Origin of the sequence: Mycolicibacterium fallax (genome assembly GCF_010726955.1) — a bacterium.
Classification (GTDB): domain Bacteria; phylum Actinomycetota; class Actinomycetes; order Mycobacteriales; family Mycobacteriaceae; genus Mycobacterium; species Mycobacterium fallax.
The window spans coordinates 3,602,342-3,622,272 of record NZ_AP022603.1 but is presented as its reverse complement, the minus strand read 5'-3'; the positions used below and the strand labels follow the sequence as shown (position 1 = coordinate 3,622,272).

15 protein-coding genes are annotated in these 19,931 nt (G+C 70.8%); 6 read left to right on the top strand and 9 right to left on the bottom strand.

Going from position 1 to position 19,931, the window contains the following annotated elements; translation table 11 throughout:
- Nucleotides 1-4: 4 nt before the first annotated feature.
- A complete protein-coding gene (locus G6N10_RS17305) occupies nt 5-1,615 on the bottom strand; it encodes a flavin-containing monooxygenase (RefSeq protein WP_085099632.1) in 1,611 nt (536 codons plus the stop codon).
- Nucleotides 1,616-1,703: 88 nt separating this feature from the next.
- Between G6N10_RS17305 and G6N10_RS17300 the strand changes: the two genes are divergently transcribed.
- Nucleotides 1,704-2,702, top strand: coding sequence for an aromatic ring-hydroxylating oxygenase subunit alpha (locus G6N10_RS17300; RefSeq protein ID WP_085099630.1), 999 nt, complete (start codon nt 1,704-1,706; stop codon nt 2,700-2,702).
- Nucleotides 2,699-3,307: a cysteine hydrolase family protein gene (locus G6N10_RS17295; RefSeq protein WP_085099628.1), complete on the top strand. Its 609-nt coding sequence runs from the start codon at nt 2,699-2,701 to the stop codon at nt 3,305-3,307. Before G6N10_RS17300 ends, G6N10_RS17295 begins: the two co-directional genes overlap by 4 nt.
- Here G6N10_RS17295 and G6N10_RS17290 read toward each other — a convergent pair.
- The 3 genes from G6N10_RS17290 to G6N10_RS17280 form a co-directional block, all read right to left on the bottom strand.
- Nucleotides 3,304-4,509, bottom strand: coding sequence for a cytochrome P450 (locus G6N10_RS17290; RefSeq protein ID WP_085099626.1), 1,206 nt, complete (start codon nt 4,507-4,509; stop codon nt 3,304-3,306). The two genes, G6N10_RS17295 and G6N10_RS17290, sit on opposite strands and share 4 nt — an antisense overlap.
- Complete coding sequence (locus tag G6N10_RS17285; protein ID WP_109750611.1) at nt 4,506-6,008, bottom strand: aldehyde dehydrogenase family protein; 1,503 nt, start codon at nt 6,006-6,008, stop codon at nt 4,506-4,508. Before G6N10_RS17285 ends, G6N10_RS17290 begins: the two co-directional genes overlap by 4 nt.
- A gap of 63 nt (nt 6,009-6,071) precedes the next feature.
- Nucleotides 6,072-8,312, bottom strand: coding sequence for a molybdopterin-dependent oxidoreductase (locus G6N10_RS17280; protein WP_109750610.1), 2,241 nt, complete (start codon nt 8,310-8,312; stop codon nt 6,072-6,074).
- 56 nt (nt 8,313-8,368) lie between these two features.
- Between G6N10_RS17280 and G6N10_RS17275 the strand changes: the two genes are divergently transcribed.
- The 4 genes from G6N10_RS17275 (at nt 8,369) to G6N10_RS17260 (ending at nt 13,553) form a co-directional block, all read left to right on the top strand.
- Nucleotides 8,369-9,514 (top strand): thiolase family protein, encoded by a 1,146-nt coding sequence (locus G6N10_RS17275; RefSeq protein ID WP_085099620.1) that lies wholly within the window; start codon nt 8,369-8,371, stop codon nt 9,512-9,514.
- Nucleotides 9,515-9,554: 40 nt separating this feature from the next.
- A complete protein-coding gene (locus tag G6N10_RS17270) occupies nt 9,555-10,793 on the top strand; it encodes an amidohydrolase family protein (RefSeq protein ID WP_085099618.1) in 1,239 nt (412 codons plus the stop codon).
- Between the two features lie 67 nt (nt 10,794-10,860).
- Entirely contained in the window at nt 10,861-12,318 is a 1,458-nt protein-coding gene (locus G6N10_RS17265) for an aldehyde dehydrogenase family protein (protein WP_085099897.1), read from the top strand.
- Between the two features lie 23 nt (nt 12,319-12,341).
- Nucleotides 12,342-13,553, top strand: a complete 1,212-nt coding sequence (locus G6N10_RS17260) for a CaiB/BaiF CoA transferase family protein (protein ID WP_085099893.1) — start codon at nt 12,342-12,344, stop codon at nt 13,551-13,553.
- A 21-nt stretch (nt 13,554-13,574) separates the two neighbouring features.
- Here G6N10_RS17260 and G6N10_RS17255 read toward each other — a convergent pair whose 3' ends face one another.
- From G6N10_RS17255 to G6N10_RS17235, 5 genes are read right to left on the bottom strand one after another with little or no spacing between them, the layout of a single operon-like run.
- A complete protein-coding gene (locus tag G6N10_RS17255; RefSeq protein ID WP_109750617.1) occupies nt 13,575-15,161 on the bottom strand; it encodes a PPE domain-containing protein in 1,587 nt (528 codons plus the stop codon).
- Nucleotides 15,162-15,213: 52 nt separating this feature from the next.
- Nucleotides 15,214-16,404, bottom strand: a complete 1,191-nt coding sequence (locus G6N10_RS17250) for an acyl-CoA dehydrogenase family protein (protein ID WP_085099616.1) — start codon at nt 16,402-16,404, stop codon at nt 15,214-15,216.
- Nucleotides 16,405-16,410: 6 nt separating this feature from the next.
- Nucleotides 16,411-17,463: an acyl-CoA dehydrogenase family protein gene (locus G6N10_RS17245; protein WP_085099613.1), complete on the bottom strand. Its 1,053-nt coding sequence runs from the start codon at nt 17,461-17,463 to the stop codon at nt 16,411-16,413.
- A 5-nt stretch (nt 17,464-17,468) separates the two neighbouring features.
- On the bottom strand, nt 17,469-18,308 hold the full coding sequence (locus G6N10_RS17240; RefSeq protein WP_085099610.1) for an amidohydrolase family protein: 840 nt from the start codon (nt 18,306-18,308) through the stop codon (nt 17,469-17,471).
- Nucleotides 18,305-19,927, bottom strand: a complete 1,623-nt coding sequence (locus G6N10_RS17235) for an AMP-binding protein (protein WP_085099607.1) — start codon at nt 19,925-19,927, stop codon at nt 18,305-18,307. Before G6N10_RS17235 ends, G6N10_RS17240 begins: the two co-directional genes overlap by 4 nt.
- Between the last annotated feature and the right edge of the window lie 4 nt (nt 19,928-19,931).

Sequence of the window (19,931 nt, the reverse complement as noted above, 5' to 3'; positions counted from 1 at the left end):
GTGCTCACTCCAGGTCGAACGCGGTGTAGCCGGCGGCGGCGACCTCGTCGCAGCGCCGCCGGTATTCGGGGATGCCGCCGGCGTAGGCCAGATAGCGGCGTTTCTTTCCGGGCACGTTGGCACCGTTGTACCAGGAATTGCAGTCCGGGTGCGCCAGAACGGTCGGCTCGACCAGCGCGGCGGTGTGCTCGATCCAGTCGCGCTGCGCCTCGGCGCGGGCCTCGATCCGCCGGTAACCGGCCGCGCGCAGGTGGTCCAGGCAGTCGCCGATCCACTCCACGTGCTGTTCCATCGCGGCGATGAAGTTGGTTGCCGCCGAGGGGCTTCCGGGGGCCTGGATGATGAACAGGTTCGGAAAGCCGGCCACCATCAGGCCCAGATAGCCGCCCGGCCCGTCCTCGCGCCACACCTGTCCCAGCGTGCGGCCGTCGGTGCCGACCACTTCGATCCGGCTCAGCGCGCCGGTCATGGCATCGAATCCGGTGGCGTAGATGATCACGTCGAGCTCGAAATCGCCCTGCTCGGTGCGGATTCCGGTCGGGATCGCCGTGGTGATCGGTCCGCGGCGCAGGTCCACCAGGGTGACGTTGGCGCGGTTGAAGCTCTGGTAGTAGCCCTGGTCGATGATCGGCCGCTTGCAGCCGAACGGGTGGCTGGGCACCAGCGCCGCGGCGGTGTCCGGGTCAGCCACGATGCGGGCGATCGCCTCGCCGTAGAGCTCGGTGGCCTGCCGGTTGGCCTCGATGTCGAAGAACACATCGCCCCAGTCCAGCGCGCCGAGGATGCCGCGCTCGTCGATGGCGCGCAGCCGATCCTCCCGGCTGGCGGTGGCGATCGGCGGCTTGGCCAGCATGTCGAGCAGCAGGGAGAACGCGCTGAGCCGGGCGGCACCGACCGGATGGGCGCGCTGGGCGGCGCGGATGCCCGGATAGTCGGCCTTGAGCTCGGCGAGTTCGGCGGCGTCGATCGGGCGGACCTCCCAGGGCAGCGTGAAGGCCGCCGAGCGCTGGAAGACGGTGAGCTGGGCGGCCTGCCGGGCGACCACCGGGATCAGTTGCACCCCGGTGGATCCGGTGCCGATCACCCCGACCCGTTTGCCGGTCAGGTCCACCCCCTCGGCCGGCCACCGGCTGGTCTGCAGCGAGACCCCGGCGAAGCTGTCGGCCCCGGCGATGTCGGGTTGCAGCGGCACCGACAGGATGCCGGAGGCCGCGACCACGAAGGAGGCGGTGAACCGCTGCCCGGTGTCGGTGCCGACCTGCCACGCCGCGGCGCCCGGATCGAAGCGCATCTCGACCACCCGGGTGTTGCACACGATGTCGCGGCGCAGGTCCAGCCGGTCGGCGACGAAGTTCAGGTAGGCCAGGATCTCCGGTTGGGCGGCCATCGTCTCGGTCCACACCCAGTCCTGCTGGATCTGCTCGGAGAAGCTGTAGGAGTACTCGATGCTCTCGATGTCGCAGCGCGCACCCGGGTAGCGGTTGACCTGCCAGGTGCCGCCCAGGTCCGATTCGGCCTCCACGGCCAGCACCCGGTGCCCGGATTCGCGCAGCCGGTGCAGCATGTAGAGCCCGGAGAATCCGGCGCCGATCACCAGCACGTCCAGCCGTGTCATCCGCGGGGTTCCTCCCGATCCGGTCGATTCCCTGAAACCGCTACTGTAATCTATTCCGTAACTCTTCGTATCGAGAAAGGCCGACTCCGTGAAGGTGCCGTTCACCTGGAAAGTCACCGGTTGGTTCATGATCGGCTGGTCCGCCGAGTACTCCCCCGGCGACGTCAAGGCGCTGCGCTACTTCGGCGAGGACCTGGCGGCCTACCGCGACGAGGCCGGCGACCTGCACGTGCTGGAGGCGCACTGCAAGCACCTCGGCGCGCACATCGGTCACGGCGGCACCGTGGTCGGCGACTGCATCGAGTGCCCGTTCCACGGCTGGCGCTGGGGCCCGTGCGGCGACAACACCTACATCCCGTATCAGCCCGATCGCCCCAACCGGGCGCTCAAGCTGCGCAGCTACCCGGTGGCCGAGCAATACGGCGCGATCTTCCTCTGGCACCACCCGCACGGCGAGCCGCCGCAGTGGGAGTTGCCGGACATCTTCGGCAAGTTCCCGCAGTTCGAGACCGACCCGAACGCCTACTACCGGCCGTATCCGGAGTTCTCTCGGCGCGCCGACGGCATCCACGTGCACCCGCAGATCGTCGCCGAAAACGCCCCGGACAGTTCGCATTTCCGGTACGTGCACAAGGCCACCGTGACCCCGGTCTGCCTGGAGTGGGCCGGCGTCGGGGAGGAATGGCGGTTCCTGACCGGCTGGCCCGACGCCCGCAGCGACGACCCGGACAAGATGGCGATGCGGATCCACAGCCATTACTCGGGCCTGGGCTTCGCCATGAGCGCCTTCGAGGGCGCCTCCAATCACCGGCTGATCTTCGCCTGCACCCCGGTCGACGACGAGACCTCGGACATGTTCTATTCGATCTGGTGGCCCAAGGAGCCCGGCGAAACCTCCGACGTCCCGCCGCCGCATGTCCGCGAGACCGTCGAGCGCAAGTTCCTCAAGACGGTGTGGGAGGACGTCGACATCTGGGAACACCAGATCTACATCGAGCGCCCGCCACTGGCCAGGGTCGACGCCAAACACTATATGGCGCTGCGCAAGTGGGCGACCCAGTTCTACGACGTCGAACCGGCGACATGACCCTGCGGCTGGACCCGGCGACCACCGCGGTGATCACCCAGGAACTTCAGGGTGCGGTGGTCGGACCCAACGCCGGGCTGGCGGCACTCGCCGAGGAGGCGCGCCGCGAGGCACTGCCCAACATCGCCCGACTGCTGCCGATCGCCCGGGCCGCGGGAACGCAGGTGGTGCACTGCCTGGTGCAGCGCCGCCCCGACGGGCGCGGCTCCAACCACAACGCCAAACTGTTCGCCATCGGCCAAGCCGGCGTGGACATCACCCCGGGCACCGAGGGTGCCACGCTGCTGCCCGAGTTCGGTCCGGAGCCAACCGATCTGGTGCTGGCCCGCTGGCACGGACTCGGCCCGATGGGCGGGACCGATCTGGATGCCGTGCTGCGCAACCTGGGTGTGCAGACCATCGTCGCGGTCGGGGTGTCCCTGAACGTCGCGATCCCCAATCTGGTGATGGACGCGGTCAATGCCGGCTACCGGGTGGTGCTGCCCCGCGACGCGGTGGCCGGGATCCCCACCGAGTACGGGGCGGCGGTCATCACGAACACCCTGGCGCTGCTGACGACGGTCACCAGCACCGACGCGTTGATCGACGCGCTGGCAACCGATTAGTCGAGCACCCGAACCGGGACGTTGCTCCAACCCGCCACGTTCTGCATGTTCACCCGGCGACAGCCCGCCCAGTCGACCTGGTAACGCGGCATGAAGTCCAGCATCTTCTGCAGCGCGACAACGCTTTCCATCCGGGCCAGCGCCGCCCCCAGGCAGCTGTGGATGCCGTAGCCGAAGCCCAGGTTCTGCGCCTCGGCGCGATCCCGGCGCAGCTCGAAGGTGTCCGGGTCGGTCCAGGCCCGCGGGTCCCGGTTGGCCGAGCCGCCGACCAGGAACACCGGCTTGCCCGCCGGAATGGTCACCCCGTGCAGGGTCACCTCGCGCATCGACCGGCGCACGTTGTACTGGGCCGGTGCCTCGTACCGCAGCAGTTCCTCGACCGCCAACGGCACCAGGGCGCGGTCCTCCAGCAGCAGTTGCCACTGCTCGGGGTTGCGGGCGAAGACCACCGCGGCGGTGCCGAGCAGCTTGGTCACCGTCTCGGCGCCCGCCCCGCCGAGCAGCACGGCGAACTCGGTGATCTCCAGGCTGTTCAGCGGCGTCAGCTCGCCGTCCTCGCGCTCGATCTCCGACTCGATCAGCTTCGACAGCAGATCCTCACCGAGGTCTTTGCGCCGCGCCTTGATCAGCTGGTAGTAGTACACCGACATCTCGATGGCGGACTTCAGCCCGCCCTCGCTCATCTCGACCTGGCCGGGATCACGGTGCAGGAAGTCGTCGATCCACAGCCGGATCTGCTGGCGGTCGGCCTCCGGCACGCCCTGCATGATGGTCATCACCTCGACCGGGAACCGCGCCGAGAAGTCCTGCACGAAGTCGAAGCCGGCCGGGTTCACCCGCCCCAGCACCGCGTCGATGGTGCTGGTGACCAGCTCACGGCGGGCCTCGATGGCCCGCGGGGTGAACACCTTGTTGAGCAGGCTGCGCATCCGCCGGTGCGCCGGCGGGTCCATCGCGATGATCCCGCCGTGCTTGGTGACCTCGCCCTTGCGCACCTGCGCGAGGTCCACCCCGTAGGCCGAGGAGTAGGTGTCGTGGTCCTTGAACGCGGCGGCGACGTCGTCGTGCCGGGACAGCGCGTAGAAGTCGTACTCCGGGCTGTAGTAGACCGGTGCCTCGTCGCGCAGCCGCCGGTAGATCTCGTGCGGGCTGTTGAAGAAGTCCTGCGAGAACGGGTCGAACACCACCGCGGTCGCGGTCATCGCTGCCCTCCTGCTCGGTGATCGCCGGACCGGTTGAGTCGGCGCCGGGCCTTGCGCCGGGCCCGGGCCAGCGCGGCGTCGGCGTACAGCCGCATCGGCAGCCGGAACGGCGGCGCGGCCGTTCCGGTCAGGGAGAACGGCAGGTCGGTGCCGACCACCGTCCGGTAATGGCTGAACGCGTCGAACCCGGCCTTGCCGTGGTAGGCGCCGGTGCCGCTGCGGCCGACCCCGCCGAACGGTGCGTCGGCCGGGATCATTTGGGCGGCAAAATCATTGCGCGCCACCCCGCCGGAGCGGGTGCCGCGGACGAAACGCTCGAAGGCGTGGTCGCCGGGGCCGTACCAGTAGGCCACCAGCGGCGCGGGTCGGGCGTTGATGTAGTCCATCGCCTGGGCCAGGTCCCGGTAGCCGAGCACCGCCAGCACCGGGCCGAAGACCTCCTGCTCGGCGATCTGCATGCCGTCGGTGACGCCCCGGATCAGGGTGGGCGCGATCTTGCGGGTGCCGCGATCGGGCAGCCGTTCCCCGGCCGGGGCCACCGATTCGACGTCGGCGCCGCGGGCCCGGGCGTCCTCGATCAGCCCGAGCACCCGATCGAAGTTGGGCTCATCGACCGAGGAGCAGTAGTCCGGGTTGTCGATGATGGCGGGGAACATCGCGCGCAGTCGGTCGCGGGCCGCCGCGACGAACCGGTCGACCTGCTGATCGGGCACCAGCACGTAGTCCGGGCAGACACACACCTGACCGCCGTTGACCATCCGGGCGGTGGCGATCCGGGCGCCGGCGCGGGCGATGTCGGCGGCGCCCTGCCCGGGCGCCACCACCACGGGGTTCTTGCCGCCGAGTTCCAGGGTGACCGGCACCAGGTTGTCGGCGGCCGCGCGCTGCACCCGCTTGCCGACCTCCGGGGACCCGGTGAAGAACAGGTGGTCAAAGGCCAGCCCGGCGAACGTCGCCGCGACCTCGGGGCCGCCGGTGACGACCGCCAGCTCGGTCTCGTCGAAGTACCGCGGCGCCAGCTCGGCCATCAGATCGGCGGTGCGCCCGGTGATTTCGGACATCTTGATCATCACCCGGTTGCCCGCGGCCAACGCCGCGACGGCGGGCAGCACCACCAGGTGCACCGGGAAGTTCCACGGCCCGATGATGCCGGCCACCCCCAGCGGGCTGGGCCGAACCTCGCCGCGCAGCCCGAACAGCCGGCCGGCCGGCATCAGCCGGGTCGGTTTCATCCACCGGCCGGTGTGCTTGCGGGTGTGCTCGATGAGCGGCAGGATGCCGATGATCTCGGTGAACAGCGACGCCGAGCGGGATCGGGTGCCGAAGTCGGTGCCCGTCGCCTCGGCGAACGCCTCGGTGTTCTCCAGCAGCAGGGCCGACAGCCGGTCGATCCGGTGCAGCCGGACGGCCAGCGACGCCGGCCCCTCGGCCACGAATGCGGCCCGCTGGGCGTCCAGGATCGCCTGCAGTGCGGCGCGGTCACTCCCCGGCTCGGCCACCCGGCGCCTCTTTCCTGTAGCTCTATTCGGGACGGTCAACTGTAATGGTTACAGTAGTACAGTTCAGCAATCCGGCGCCAGCCCGGCGTCGATCCGTTCGACCCGCACCGCCACCCCAGAGAGCCGCGACATCCCGGCCAGCGGCTCGATGTCGGCCAGCTCGGTGGAGTTCAGCCGGTTGACGTTCACCCCGCCGAGCCGGTTGGCCAGCCGCCAGCCGCCGCTGCCGCGATGGCCCCAGCCGTGCGCGACGGCCACCACCCCGCGCACCATCTCGTCGGTCAGGCCGACCGGGATCTCGATGGACCCGGTCGCCGAGCTGATCCGCACCGCGTCGCCCTCGACGATGCCGAGCTCGGCCGCATCGGCGGTATGCATCAGCGCCCCCTGCGGGGCGGTCTGCATCCGAGCCCCCTGCGCCGCCCCGCCGCGCCGCAGCACCGGACCCATCAGCGCCGCGGAGTTGTGCATCCAGGAGTTCTCCGAGCGGACCTGGCGCATCCCGATCAGCCGCATCGGGAACTCCGGCGGATCGCGGTGGCCCGCCGCCGCGGCGATCTCGGCACCGATGTCGTGGTGCTCCAACCGGATCCGGCGCCCCCGATAGGTCACCAGCGACCTCAGCATCGGGGTGCGCACGTGGTCGTCGAGGACCACCCCGTGCGGATGCTCGCGGGTCAGCCGGTCGAAGGTCAGGCCGCCGCGGCGCAGCCCGAACCGGTCACCGCCCTGGCCGGTGCGGATCATCGCGTTCACCAGCGGCCGCGGACTCCAGCGCCGGCCCGCCAGCCGGCGGGCCCCGGCCAGCACCGCCAGCACCGGCGCGCGCCGCCAGAGTCGCCCGGTGAGCCCGGCGATGATGTCCCATTCGCTGCGGCACTGCCCGTACGGCGCGACGACGGCCTCGGTGGCCTGCCGGAACGGGGTGGTCTGGAAGTTCTGGAAGACCACGGCGAAGTCGTCACGCTCGTACATGGTGGTGACCGGCAGCAGGTAGTCGCAGTGCGCGGTGGTCTCGGTGACGTAGAGGTCCAGGCCGACCATCAGTTCCAGGCCCGCCAGCGCCGCCTCCAACTCGTCGCCGTTGGGCACCGAAAGCACCGGGTTGCCGGCGCTGACGAACAGCGCGCGGATCCGGTCGCGGCCCTCGGTGGCGATCTCCTTGGCCATGATCGCGGCGGGCTCGGCGCCCACCACCTGCCGGAAACCCCCGATCCGGGACCTGCGCCGGCGGTAGGACCGGCGCAGCACCGCACCCATCAGCGCCATCGACAGCCGCTGGCCGGGGGCGCCCATGGTGGCGAACACGCTGCCACCCGGTTCGTCGAGGTGCCCGGAGACCAGGTTGACCACGTCGATCAGGTACGCGGTCAGGGTGGGGTGACGGCCCACGCAGGTGCCGAACCGGCCGTACACCGCGGCGCGCGGCGTGCCGGCCAATTCCCGGGCCAGCGCGCGCACCGCGGGCGGATCGATGCCGGTGCGCGCGGCGGTGGCCTCCGGGGTGAAGCCGGCGCACTGCCCGCGCAGCCAGTCCAGTCCGTCGGCGCGAGACGCGACGGCGGCCTCGTCGACCAGGTGCTCGTCGAACAGCACCTGCAGCAGCGACAGCAGCAGGTAGGCGTCGCCGTCCGGGGCGATCGGCTGCCACTCGAAGGCGGCGGCGGTCTCGGTGCGCCGCGGGTCGACGACGAGCACCCGCCCGCCGCGCCGGACGATGTCGCTCATCCGGTCCTTGATCCGCGGGGCGGTCAGGAAACTGCCGTGCGAGACAACCGGATTGGAGCCCATCATCACCAGCAGGTCGGTGCGTGACAGGTCCGGGATCGGCACCGCCAGCGGCGCGCCGTAGAGCAGCTGGCTGGCCAGCAGCCGGTTGCTGGTGTCCTGCGAGGAGGAGCTGAACAGGTGGGTGCGCCGGCCCAGGCCCTTGACGAACGGGAACACCGCCATCAGGTGGGCGTAGCTGAACGCGGCCGGGTTGCCGAAGTACCAGCCGATCGCCCCGGAGCCGTGCCTGCGGTGGATCGCGGCCAGCCGGGCGGCGATGTCGTCGAGCGCGGTGTCCCAGTCAACCGGCTCGAAGCCGCCCGGACCGCGGCGCAGCGGGGTCAGCACCCGGTCCGGGTCGTTGACGATGTCGGTGAACGCGATGCCCTTCGGGCAGGCGAACCCGGCCGACAGTGGATGCTCGCGGTCCGGGCGCAGCTCGGTCAGCCGGCCATCGGTGACGGTGGCGACCATGCCGCACAGCGGCTCGCAGATGCGGCAGAAGGTGGTCTTGTGTTCGACGCGGGACACCACACCAGATAGGCTACTGTAAGCATTACGGTTAGGTAGTCAATTCAGAGGGAGCCGGCGTGAACGACGTGGCGATCATCGGCGTGGGCCTGCACCCGTTCGGCCGGTTCGAGGGCAAGACCGCCATGGCGATGGGGGTCGAGGCGATGCTCGCCGCCGTCGCCGACGCCGGCCTGCGGTGGAGCGACGTCCAGGCCGCCGCGGGCGGCAGCTGGACGGTGGCCAACCCGGACGCCATCGTCGGAATGCTGGGCCTGACCGGCATCCCGTTCACCAACGTGTTCAACGCCTGCGCGACGGCCGCCAGCGCCGCCAAGGCCTGCGCCGACGGCATCCGGCTCGGCGACTACGACATCGGCATCGCCGTCGGCCTGGACAAACACCCCAAGGGCGCGTTCACCGAGGACCCGGCGCTGGTCGGCATGCCGCGCTGGTACGCCGAGAACGGCCAGTACCTGACCACCCAGTTCTTCGGCATGAAGGCCAACCGTTACCTGCACAGCCACGGCATCTCCCAGCGCACCCTGGCCAAGGTCGCCAACAAAAACTTCCGCAACGGCGCGCTGAACCCGAATGCGTTCCGCCGCAAGGAAATCTCCGAGGACGACATCCTCGGCTCGGCCATGCTGAACTACCCGCTGACCCAGTACATGTTCTGCGCCCCCGACGAGGGCGCCGCCGCGGTGGTGATGTGCCGCGCCGACATCGCGCACCGCTACACCAGCACGCCGGTGTACCTGCGGGCGGTGGAGGTACGCACCCGCAACTACGGCGCCTACGAGGTCAACACCACCTTCGCCCCGGTCGCCGAGGACGTCGCCCCGACGGTGTACGCCGCCCGCGCCGCGTTCGAACGGGCCGGCGTCGGCCCGGAAGACGTCGACGTCATCCAACTGCAGGACACCGACGCCGGCGCGGAGATCATCCACATGGCCGAATGCGGCTTCTGCCCCGACGGCGAGCAGGAGCGGCTGCTGGCCACCGGCGCCACCGAGATCGGCGGCGCGATGCCGATCAACACCGACGGCGGGCTGATCGCCAACGGCGAGCCGATCGGTGCCTCCGGTCTGCGTCAGATCCACGAGATCGTCCGGCAACTGCGCGGCCAGGCCGGCGCCCGGCAGGTACCGGGCAATCCGCGAGTCGGCTTCACCCAGCTCTACGGCGCCCCGGGCACCGCAGCCGCCACGGTGTTGACCCTCTGACCGCCGCCCCGCTGACCGCCGCACCCCGGAAGGGACCCCGATGTCCGAACAGTTCACCGGCGCACCGATCTTCGACGCCGACCAGCACATGTACGAGACGGTCGACGCGCTGACCAAGTTCCTGCCCGAGCGCTACGCCCGCGCGGTGCAGTACGCCCAGATCGGCAGGCAGACCCGGGTGGTGATCAACAACCGGGTCACCGACTTCATCCCGAACCCGACCTTCGAGCGGGTCGCCGCCCCCGGCGCGCACGAGAAGTTCTTCGCCGGTCGCAACGTCGAGGGCCTGACGCTGCGAGAGATGCAGGGTGCGGCCATCGAGGCCCCGGCGGCCACCCGCAACCCGGCCGACCGGATCGCCGAACTGGACCGCCAGGGGGTGCGCGAGGCACTGAACTACCCCACCCTCGGCAGCCTGGTCGAGCACTCCAGCGCCGACGACCCGCAGCTGACCCTGGCGATCGTCCACGCGCTCAACGCGTGGATCGCCGAGCACTGGGGGTTCAACCACGCCGACCGAGTGTTCAGCACCCCGATCATCAACCTCTCCGAGGTCGATGCCGCGCAGCGGGAACTGGCCTGGGTGCTGGAGCGCGGCGCCAAGGCCGCGCTGATCAAACCCGGGCCGGTCAACGGCCTGCACGGCTGGCGCTCCCCCGCGCTGACCGAGTTCGACCCGTTCTGGCGCGATGTGCAGGCCGCCGGGCTGCCGATCGTGCTGCACGCCAGCTACCCGCCGCTGGATGACTACGTCGGGCGCTGGGAACCGCCGCACACCCAGAACTTCATGACCCAGAGCGCGTTCCGCTGGATGGTGCTGGGGCATCGCGAGATCGCCGACATGATCACCGCGCTGATCTGTCACGGCACCCTGACCCGGTTCCCGGGACTGCGGATCGCCAGCGTGGAGAACGGCAGCGGCTGGATCATCCCGCTGTTCAACGATTTCGAGGATCTCTACAAGAAAATGCCGCAGAACTTCCCCGAGCATCCGCACCAGGTGTTCCGCCGCAACATCTGGGTCAGCCCATTCTGGGAGGGCTGCGTGTCCGACGTGGTCAACACCGTCGGCTGGGACAGGGTGCTGTTCGGCTCGGACTATCCGCACCCGGAGGGCCTGGCCGAGCCGAAGGGCTTCTGGCGCTACGCCGAGGGCATGGACACCCGGCGCAGCTACGACTTCATGGGCGACAACGCGCGGCGGTTCATCGGCCTGCCGATCGCCAACCCCGACCCCGCCGCGATCCACCCGCCCCAACGCACCGCGACCGGAAGCTGAGCCCGTGACCCAAAAGCCCACAGCGACCCAACAGCCCGCAGCGCCCCAAACCGCCGGCGCCACCGGCATTCTCGCCGGGGACCCGCGCCTGCTCATCGACGGCGAGCTGACCGGAGCAACCGGCGGCGCCCGGTTCGAGGTGATCCACCCCGGCAATGCGCAGGTGGTGGGCACCGCCGCCGACGGCACCGTGGCCGACCTGGAACGCGCCATCGGCGCGGCCCGCACCGCGTTCGACACCGGAGACTGGTCGGGTGATGTCGCCTTCCGCCAGCACTGCCTGATGCAACTGCACGACGCACTGGAGCGCAACAAGGAGCGGCTGCGCCGCATCGTGGTCACCGAGGTGGGCTGCCCGATCAGCGTGACCGGCAGCCAGATCGAGGACCCGATCGCCGAGGTCAAACATTGGGCCGACTACGGCCGTGACTTCGACTACCTGGTCGACACCGGCGTGCACCGGGCGGTGATCGGCACCGCGCGCCGGACGTTGTCCTTCGAACCGGTCGGCGTGGTCGGCGCGATCACCCCGTGGAACGTCCCGTTCTACCTGAACATCGCCCAGACGGTGCCGGCGCTGATGGCCGGCAACACCGTGGTGCTCAAGCCCGCGCAGCTGACCCCGTGGTCGGGCAGCGAGCTGGGCCGGATCGTCGCCGAGGAGACCGACATCCCGGCCGGGGTGTTCAACGTGGTCACGTCCAACGCCAACGCGGTGGGCGCCGCGCTGTCGGCCGATCCGCGGGTGGACATGATCACCTTCACCGGGTCGACGGCCACCGGCCGGGCCATCCTGGCCGCCGCCGCCCCGACGGTGAAGAAAACCATCATGGAACTCGGCGGCAAGTCGGCGCATGTGGTGCTCGACGACGCGAAGCTGGAGCGGGTGCTGCCGATGTCGGCGATGGTGGCCTGCGTGATGTCCGGGCAGGCCTGCATCATGGCCAGCCGGATCCTGTTGCCGCGCAGCCGCTACCACGAGGGCATCGAGATTCTCCAGGCGGCGATGGCGGCCACTTCGGTCGGTGACCCGTGGAACCCGTCGGTGCTGCAGGGCCCGCAGATCTCCGAAGCCCAGCGCGAAAAGGTACTGGGCCTGATCGCCTCCGGCGTCGCCGACGGCGCCCGACTGGTGACCGGCGGCGGCATCCCGGCGAACCTGCCGGTCGGCTACTACACCGAGCCCACCCTGCTGGCCGAGGTGGACCCGAACAGCCGGATCGCCCAGGAGGAGATCTTCGGTCCGGTGCTCACCGTGACGCCGTACGACACCGACGACGAGGCCGTCGCGATCGCCAACAACTCCATCTACGGGCTGTCCGGCGAGGTGTCCGGCGCCGACGCCGACCGGGCGTTCGCGATCGCCCGGCGGCTGCGCACCGGTAACGTCACGGTCAACGGCCGCAGCCACTTCGGGCTGACCAGCCCGTTCGGCGGCACCAAACAAAGCGGGCTGGGCCGGCGCAATGGCGACGAGGGTTTCCGGGAATACCTGGAGATCAAGACAATCGGCCATCCGGCCTGAGAGGGACGCGCGTGTACAAACCCATGCAGGGCATCCGGGTACTCGAGGTTGCCCAGTTCACCTTCGTGCCGGCCGCCGGGGCGATCCTGGCGGACTGGGGCGCCGACGTCATCAAGATCGAGCACCCGGTGCGCGGCGACACCCAGCGCGGCTTCGTCAACATGGGCGGCTTCGCGATGGACCCGAACCGGCACCCGCTGATCGAGCACCCGAACCGGGGCAAACGCAGCGTCGGCGTCGACGTGTCCACCCCCGGCGGCCAGCAGGTGCTCTACGAGATCGCCCGCACCGCCGATGTCTTCCTGACCAATTACCTGCCCGCACAGCGGCAACGGCACAAGTTCGACCTGGAGCACATCCGCGCGGTCAACCCGGACATCGTCTACGCCCGCGGCAGCGCATACGGGGACAAGGGGCCCGAGCGCGACACCGGCGGCTTCGACGGCACCGCGTTCTGGACCCGCAGCGGCATCGGGCACGCGCTGACCCCCGAGGAGCTCGGCGGCGCACTGTCCCAGGGCATTCCGGCGTTCGGCGACTCGATCGGCGGGATGAACATCGCCGGCGGCATCGCCGCGGCGCTGCTGCACCGCGAACGCACCGGGGAGACCGCCGAGATCGACGTGTCGCTGCTGAGCACCGCGTGGTGGGCGGCCGGGGCCAGCGTCACCCAGGGCCTGGAGTCCGGCGAGACGATGCGCTCGGTGCTGCCCGACAACGCCACCTCGGTGAACCCGTTCATGGCCAACTACCTGACCGCCGACGGCGGCATCATCAACCTGTGCATCGTCAGCCCGACCGGCTACATCCGGGACACCTGGGAGCATCTCGGCCTGGCCGAGCTGGCCGACGATCCGCGGTTCAACGACGTGCTGCCGCTGATCGAGAACGCCGAGGCCGGGGTCCGGCTGATCGCCGAGGCGATCCGGGCCCGGCCGTTTGAGCACTGGCGCGAGCACCTCAAGACCATGCGCGGGCAGTGGGCACCGTTTCAGAGCCTGGTGGATCTGGGCGCCGACGCCCAAGCCCTGGCCAACGACATGGTCGTCGAGGTCGAGGCGACCGACGGCGGCAAGCCGTTCAAGGTGGTCCGCGGGCCGGTGCAGTTCAACCATGAACCGCTGCAGACCACCCGGGCCCCGCAGGCCTCCGAGCACACCGAGCTGGTACTGATGGACCTCGGGCTGGACTGGGATCGGATCGCCGAGCTCAAGGAGTCCGGCGCGATCGCCTGAGTGCGCAGCGGACGTCGAAGCTCAGTCGGTTTTGGCTTTCCAGTCCGCCGGCAGCATCGGTTCGGTCGGCCCGTTGCCGTAGCCGTCCGAGGCCAGTGTGGCCAGCCCGGCGGCCGCATCCGGTTCGGCGGTGGCGCCCGAAAGACCCAGTGTTCCGGCACCATTTCCCGAGGCGGCGATGGTCACCGGCCGCGGCGGGGGTGCCGCGCTGTTTCCGTCCGGAGTGTCATCGAGCGTCATGTACTCGTCGCGGTACCCGCGCTGGGTGGCAGCGGCGCCGCGGCGGCGGCGGGCGTTGGCGGCACGACGGTGCGCCGCCGCAGCAGCGGCCGGCGCTGCTGCGGCGGCGGCCGCGGACACCGGCGACGTCGCCTCTGCTGCGCCGCGCAGACCGGGCCCGAATCCCACCCCCGGACCGCCGGGGCCGACGCCGTAGCCGATGGCTTCGACACCCGCCGGCGCCGGAGCGGGCGCCGGAGCGGGTGCCGGGGCGGGTGCCGGAGCCGGCGCGGCCGGGGCCGCGGTCGGCGCGGCCATCCCGGCCGGCGCGGTCCCGATCGGGGCCACCGGATCGATCCGGTCCTGCGCGCCCGGCGGGATTCCGGCAGCCTCGGGGACCGGCGCCTGAAGATAGTTGCCCATCCCGGCCAGTCCGAGCGTCAGCGGGATCACCGCCATGGCCGGTGCCGCCAGCACCGAGTACAGCGGGGTGCCGATCACCGCGAACACTCCGGCGTAGGCGAACACGAAGAACATGTTCTGGAAGCTGCCGCCGGGCAGGATCGCGCCGATGCCCTCCTGGGCGATCGCCTGGCCCAGCCCGATCGTGGTGTTGACCGGGTCGAAGATCATGTCCCGCAGCATCAGGTACATGCCGTGGAAGTGCTCGGAAGTGCCGGCCAGCCAGTTGTCGATCGGGTCGTTGGCCGCCAGCCACTCGTAGATCGGATTGGGGATCAGCCGGTTGCCGCCGGCGTCGGCGGTCGACAGCGCCCGACCGGACTGGGCCGATTCCCACAGCGCCGAGGTCGGCATCGCCGCGGCGGCGATGCCGACCTCCCCCAACCCGGGGGCCAGGATCGGCGGGGCCGCCGCGGCGGCGGGGGCCGCGGACAGGGCGGCCCCGGCAATGCTCTGATAGGTCGCCATGGTGGTCGCCGCCTGGACCCACATCCGTAGGTAGTCAGCTTCGTTGACCGCGATCGGGATGGTGTTGATGCCGAGGAAGTTGGTGGCGACCAGCACCGCCCGGGTGGCGTGGTTGGCGGCAATCTCGGCCATCGTCGGCATCGTCGCCAACGCCCCGGAGTATGCCGCGGCGACCACCTCGTGCTGGGCGGCCAGCATCGCGCTCTGGGCGCTGTTGGTGGCCAACCAGGCCAGATACGGCAGGTGCGCGGTCAGGTACTGGGCGGCGCTCGGCCCGTCCCACCCGCCGGCCTCCACGGCGCCCAGCACCGCGGCCAGCTCGGCGGCCGTGTCGGCATATGCACTGCTCAGCCCGGCCCACGCGGTCGCGGCGGCGAGCAGTGGGGCGGGCCCGGGACCCACCGACAACAGGGCCGAGTGAACCTCCGGGGGCGCCGCCATCCACACCGGCGTCGTCATGGGCCCGACCATACCATCAGGTAAGCCTTACCTTACTTGATGGTGGCGAGCGTCACCTCCGCGGCGGCGAGTAGTTCGGCTTGCCCAGTCCCAGCACGTGCTGGGCGATCATGTTGCGGAACACCTCCAGGGTGCCGCCGTAGATCCCGGCCAGCGGCGCGAACCGGTACAGGTACTCCGCGGCGCCGCCGTCGGCGGCGCCGGCGGTCCCCAGTGGCAGCACGCTCGCCGGTCCGGCCAGATCCATCAGATCCGGGCCGATCTCCCGCATGGTCTGCGCCTGGGCCACCCGGCCGAAGATGCCGGGGGTGGACAGCGCGGCCTCCAGCCGGGCGGCGCTGCGGCCCAGCCGGTAACCGACCGAGCCCTCCTCGACCAGCCGGGTGCCACCCGGCCCGGGGGTGCCGACGTGCGCGGCCACGGCGTCCACCGCGGCGGACATGAACCCGGCCTGGTGCGCCATGATCGCCGGGTCGGCCAGGCCGTCGGCGTCGGCGGCGACCGCGCCGTGCTCGGCGTCCAGCGGCCCGCGCAGCACCGTCCAACCACCGTTGGCCTCGCCGAGCAGGTACTTGTCGTCGACCCGGACGTCGCTGTAGTAGACGATGTTGGTGCGGTCGCCGTCGACGGTCCGGATGCCCTGGATCTCGATGCCGGGGGTGTCCAGCGGCACCAGGAACATCGAGATGCTCTTGTGCTTGGGGGCCTCCGGGTCGGTGTTGGTGATCAGGAAGACGTACTGGCAGTTGTGCGCGCCGGTGGTGAACATCTTGGCGCCGTTGATGATCCAGCCCGATCCGCCCTCGTCCCGGACCGCACGGGTCTTGCAGGTGGCGATGTCCGAGCCGCCCTCGGGTTCGGTGTAGCCCAGGCACATCCGGACCTCGCCGGTGAACACCCCGGGCAGCACCTCGGCGACCAGTTCGGGCTTGCCGAACATCTCCACCGCGTGCGCGACCAGCTGGGTGGTGCCCCAGGTGACCCACGGGGTGTGCACCCGGCGCTTCTCCAGTTCCCAGATCCGACGCCGCACCCGGGAGAACCCGGCACCGGACTTGGTGCGGTACTCCTGCTCCAGAAAGCCGCGCTCGCCGATCGCCAGGTGCACGGCCTCGTCGAAGTTGTCGCCGGTCTCCCGGTCCCGGCGGCGCACCTCGTCGGTGACCGTCGCGGTCAGGAACTCGCGGACCTGCGCGTGGAAGGCGGCGTCGTCCGCGTCAAGTTCTACGGTGGAGAAATCCATGCTGGCTCAGGCCCCTTCGGCGAGTTCGGTCTCACGGGTGGCGATGATCCCGGCGATGTGCCGGGCGCTGGCGGCCGGATCGCCGCCGGCCAGCGGCCAGGCCCGCGCGCGCACCAGGTAGGCGGTGGCGGCGGCCTCGGTGGAGACGCCCAGCCCGCCCTGGATGTGCACCGCCATGGTGGCGGCCTTGCCGGCCTCCTCGGCCATGAAGACGAATGCGCAGGCCGCCAGCTCCGGCCGGGCCTGCGGCTCGTTGTCCAGGAACCAGGCCGCCCGGCGGGCCAGGTTGCGGCCGCCCTGCACCACGATCGCCATGTTGGCCAGCGGGTGCGAGATCGCCTGCAGGGTGCCGATCGGCACGCCGAGGGTGTAGCGGGACTTGGCGAACTCGGCGGCGATGGTCATGGTCTGCTCGACCAGCCCGGCCAGCGCGGCGGCGGTCAGCATCCGCCATTCGTCCAGCGCGCGTTGATATTCGGCGATCGCCGCCGGGCCGGAGCCGAGCACGCTGCGCCGGTTGGCCTCGGCCGGGTCGACCCAGGCCATCGGCAGCCGGCCCAGGTTGTCCACCCGCGGGCCGACGGTGTCGAACTCCAGCAGCACGACGTCGTCGCCGTCGCGCAGGATCAGCCGATCGGCGACCGCGGCGGTGCCGATCAGCCGGCGGCCGGCGGTGACCTCCAGCCGCGGGTCCAGCCCGACGATTCGCGATCCGTCGACGGCCTCGGCGTCGACCCCGCCCAGGCGCGCCCACAGCCGGGTCGCGCAGACATGGTCGATCCACGGCACCGGGGCGACCGCGCGGCCGAGTTCCTCGGCGACCAGGGCCAGATCCACCAGGGTGGCGCCGTCGCCGCCGGCGGATTCCGGCACCGCCATCGACGCCGCGCCCATCGCGCACAGCCGCTCCCACAGCGCCTTGTCGAAGCCGGATTCCTCGGCCGCCCAGACGGTTTCGATGCCGCAGTGGGCGTCGAAGAACTGCCGGTAGGCGGTGACCAGGTCCCGGTGGTCCTCGGTCAGGCTGTAGTCCAGCCGGCGCAACTCGTAGCGATCCATTCCGGTCACTGCTCCTGGGTTTCGAAGAAGAACTGCTGGGCGTTGTTGTAGAGGTAGTTGTCCAGGACCTCCGGTGGCAGGTCCAGCGCCGCGGCCTCCGGCACCACGCGGTGCTGACGCAGCACCGGCCAGTCGGAGGCGAAGATGACCTTGTCCGGCCCGCGGGTGCGCATGTAGTGCAGCAGTTCGTCGGGCAGCCGCTTGGGCGACCAGGCCGAGGTCATCAGCCGCAGGTTGCGGTATTTGATCAGCATCCGGATCGCGATGTCCCACCACGGGTCGGCGCCGTGGATCATGCACAGCTTCAGCTCGGGGAACCGCACGCAGACCCGGTCCAGGTGGATCGGGTTCTGCACCTCGCCGGGGATCGGCGGGCCGGGGATACCGGTGTTGACGCACAGCGGCAGCCCGATCTCGGCGCACTTGGCGTACAGCGGGTAGTACACCGCGTCGCTGGGCGGGTACTGGCCGTCGCCCCAGAAGCTGGGGCCGACCACCGCGTAGCTGACCGGCAGGTCGGCGGCCAGCGCGGTCAGCTCGCGCAGCGGGCCGACCGGTCGCAGCAGGTTCACCCCGCCGATGGCCAGCGAGAACCGGTCCGGGCGCTGCTCGACGAAGGACCGGGCGGTGGCCGACGGCTTGGCCAGGTTGTCCATCAGGATGGCCCGCGCCACCCCGTTGGCGTCCATCTCCTCGAGCAGCTCGCCGAGGTCGACCGGGTCGAACATCGACTTGGGGCCCTTGAAGTAGTCGTCGCGGACCTTCGTCATGAACTGCGGCTGCACCGCGGTCTCACCGAAGTGCACGTTGACCAGGCAGTCGATCACGCGTTGCGGTGCTGTCATGAATTTCCCTGCATCACTTGTTGTTTGGCCCACCGGTAGTCGGGTTTGCCGTTGCCGAGCCGGCGGATCGCCGGGACGAAGAGCAGCTGCTTTGGGACCTTGAACCGGGCCAGCCGGTCGGTGCAGGCCCGGTCCAGCGCCGCGGTCAGAGCGTCCGGGTCGACCCCGTCGCCGACGGCCACCAGCGCCACCACCTCCTGGCCCCAGCGCGCGCTGTCGCGGCCGACGACCAGGGCGTCGGCGACGCCGGGGTGCCCGCGCAGCACCTCCTCGACCTCCTCGACGAAGACCTTCTCCCCGCCGGTGTTGACCACCATCGAGTCCCGGCCGAGCAGCCGCAGGGTGCCGTCGGTCTCCAGGGCGGCCCGGTCCCCGGCGATCACCACCCGCAGCCCACCGATCTGCGGGAACGTCGCGGCGGTGGCGTCGGCATCGTCGAAGTAGCCCAACGGGATTCGGCCGGATCGCGCGACCCAGCCGATCTCCGGGTCGCCGGGTTGCAGGAACCGGGTCCGGTCGGCCGACAGCACCCGCCCGCCGTCGCGGAAGGTGAAGGTGTCGGTGCGCTCGCCGACCTGGCTGCGGCCGAACCCGACGTTCCCGGTCTCCGAGGAGCCGTAGCCGTTGATCAGGGTGATCGCCGGCAGCCGGCGCAGCAGCGCCTCCTGGTTGGCGACGTTGGTGCCCGCGCCGCCGGTGCCGATCGCGTACAGCGCGGACAGGTCGTAGTCGGCGCGGGCCAGTTCGGCGGCGATCGGCCCGGCGTAGGCATCGCCCACCATGGTCATCAGGCCGACCCCCTCGCGCTGCGCGGTCGTCAGCACCTCGCGCGGATCGAAGCGCGTGGCGGTGTCGTGCAGCACCACGGTCAGGCCGTTGAGCACCCCGGCCAGCGCCGTCCACAGCCCGGCGGCGTGCAGCAGCGGGGACACCGCGAACCAGGGCGGTCCCTGATAGCCCAGCTTCTGCCGGATCTCGGCGGGGTCGTCGTGGTCGGCGCCGTTCATCGAGTTGACGTAGGCGTCGCCCTGGCGCCACATCACCGCCTTGGGCCGGCCGGTGGTGCCGCCGGTGCACACCATGATCAGGTCGTCGGGCGACGGGGTGATGTCGGCGTCGCGGCCGCCGGCGGCCAGCGCGTCGTCGAGGGTCAGCGCCCCCGGCAGCGGCTCCGCGTCGCTGCCGTCCTCGACGCTGATCAGCAGCTCGAGCCCGCCGTCGCCGGACAGCACCTCGGCGAACTTGGCGCCCAGCCCGCGGTGGTAGATCACCCCGCGCGGGCGCAGGTAGGCCAGCAGTTCGGCGACCTCGGCCGGGGTGTAGTGGTGGTTGACGTTGACCGGCACCACCCGGGCCTTGGTGGCGCCGATCACCATGTCCAGGTACTGGTCGTTGTACATGATCAGCGCGACCCGGTCCTGCCCGCACTCCCAGTTCGCCAGCTCGGCGCGCTCGCGGTGCGCGCCGAAGCCCCGGCCGGCCAGAAAGTTCGCCAGCCTGCCGGTGCGCTGCGCGGTCTCGCCGTAGCTGCTGCGGCGCGCACCGGAGACCGTCATCACCCGGTCCGGCGCCGCCGCGGCGATCTCGTCGAGGACCGCCCCCACCGTCCATTCCGGCATCTGG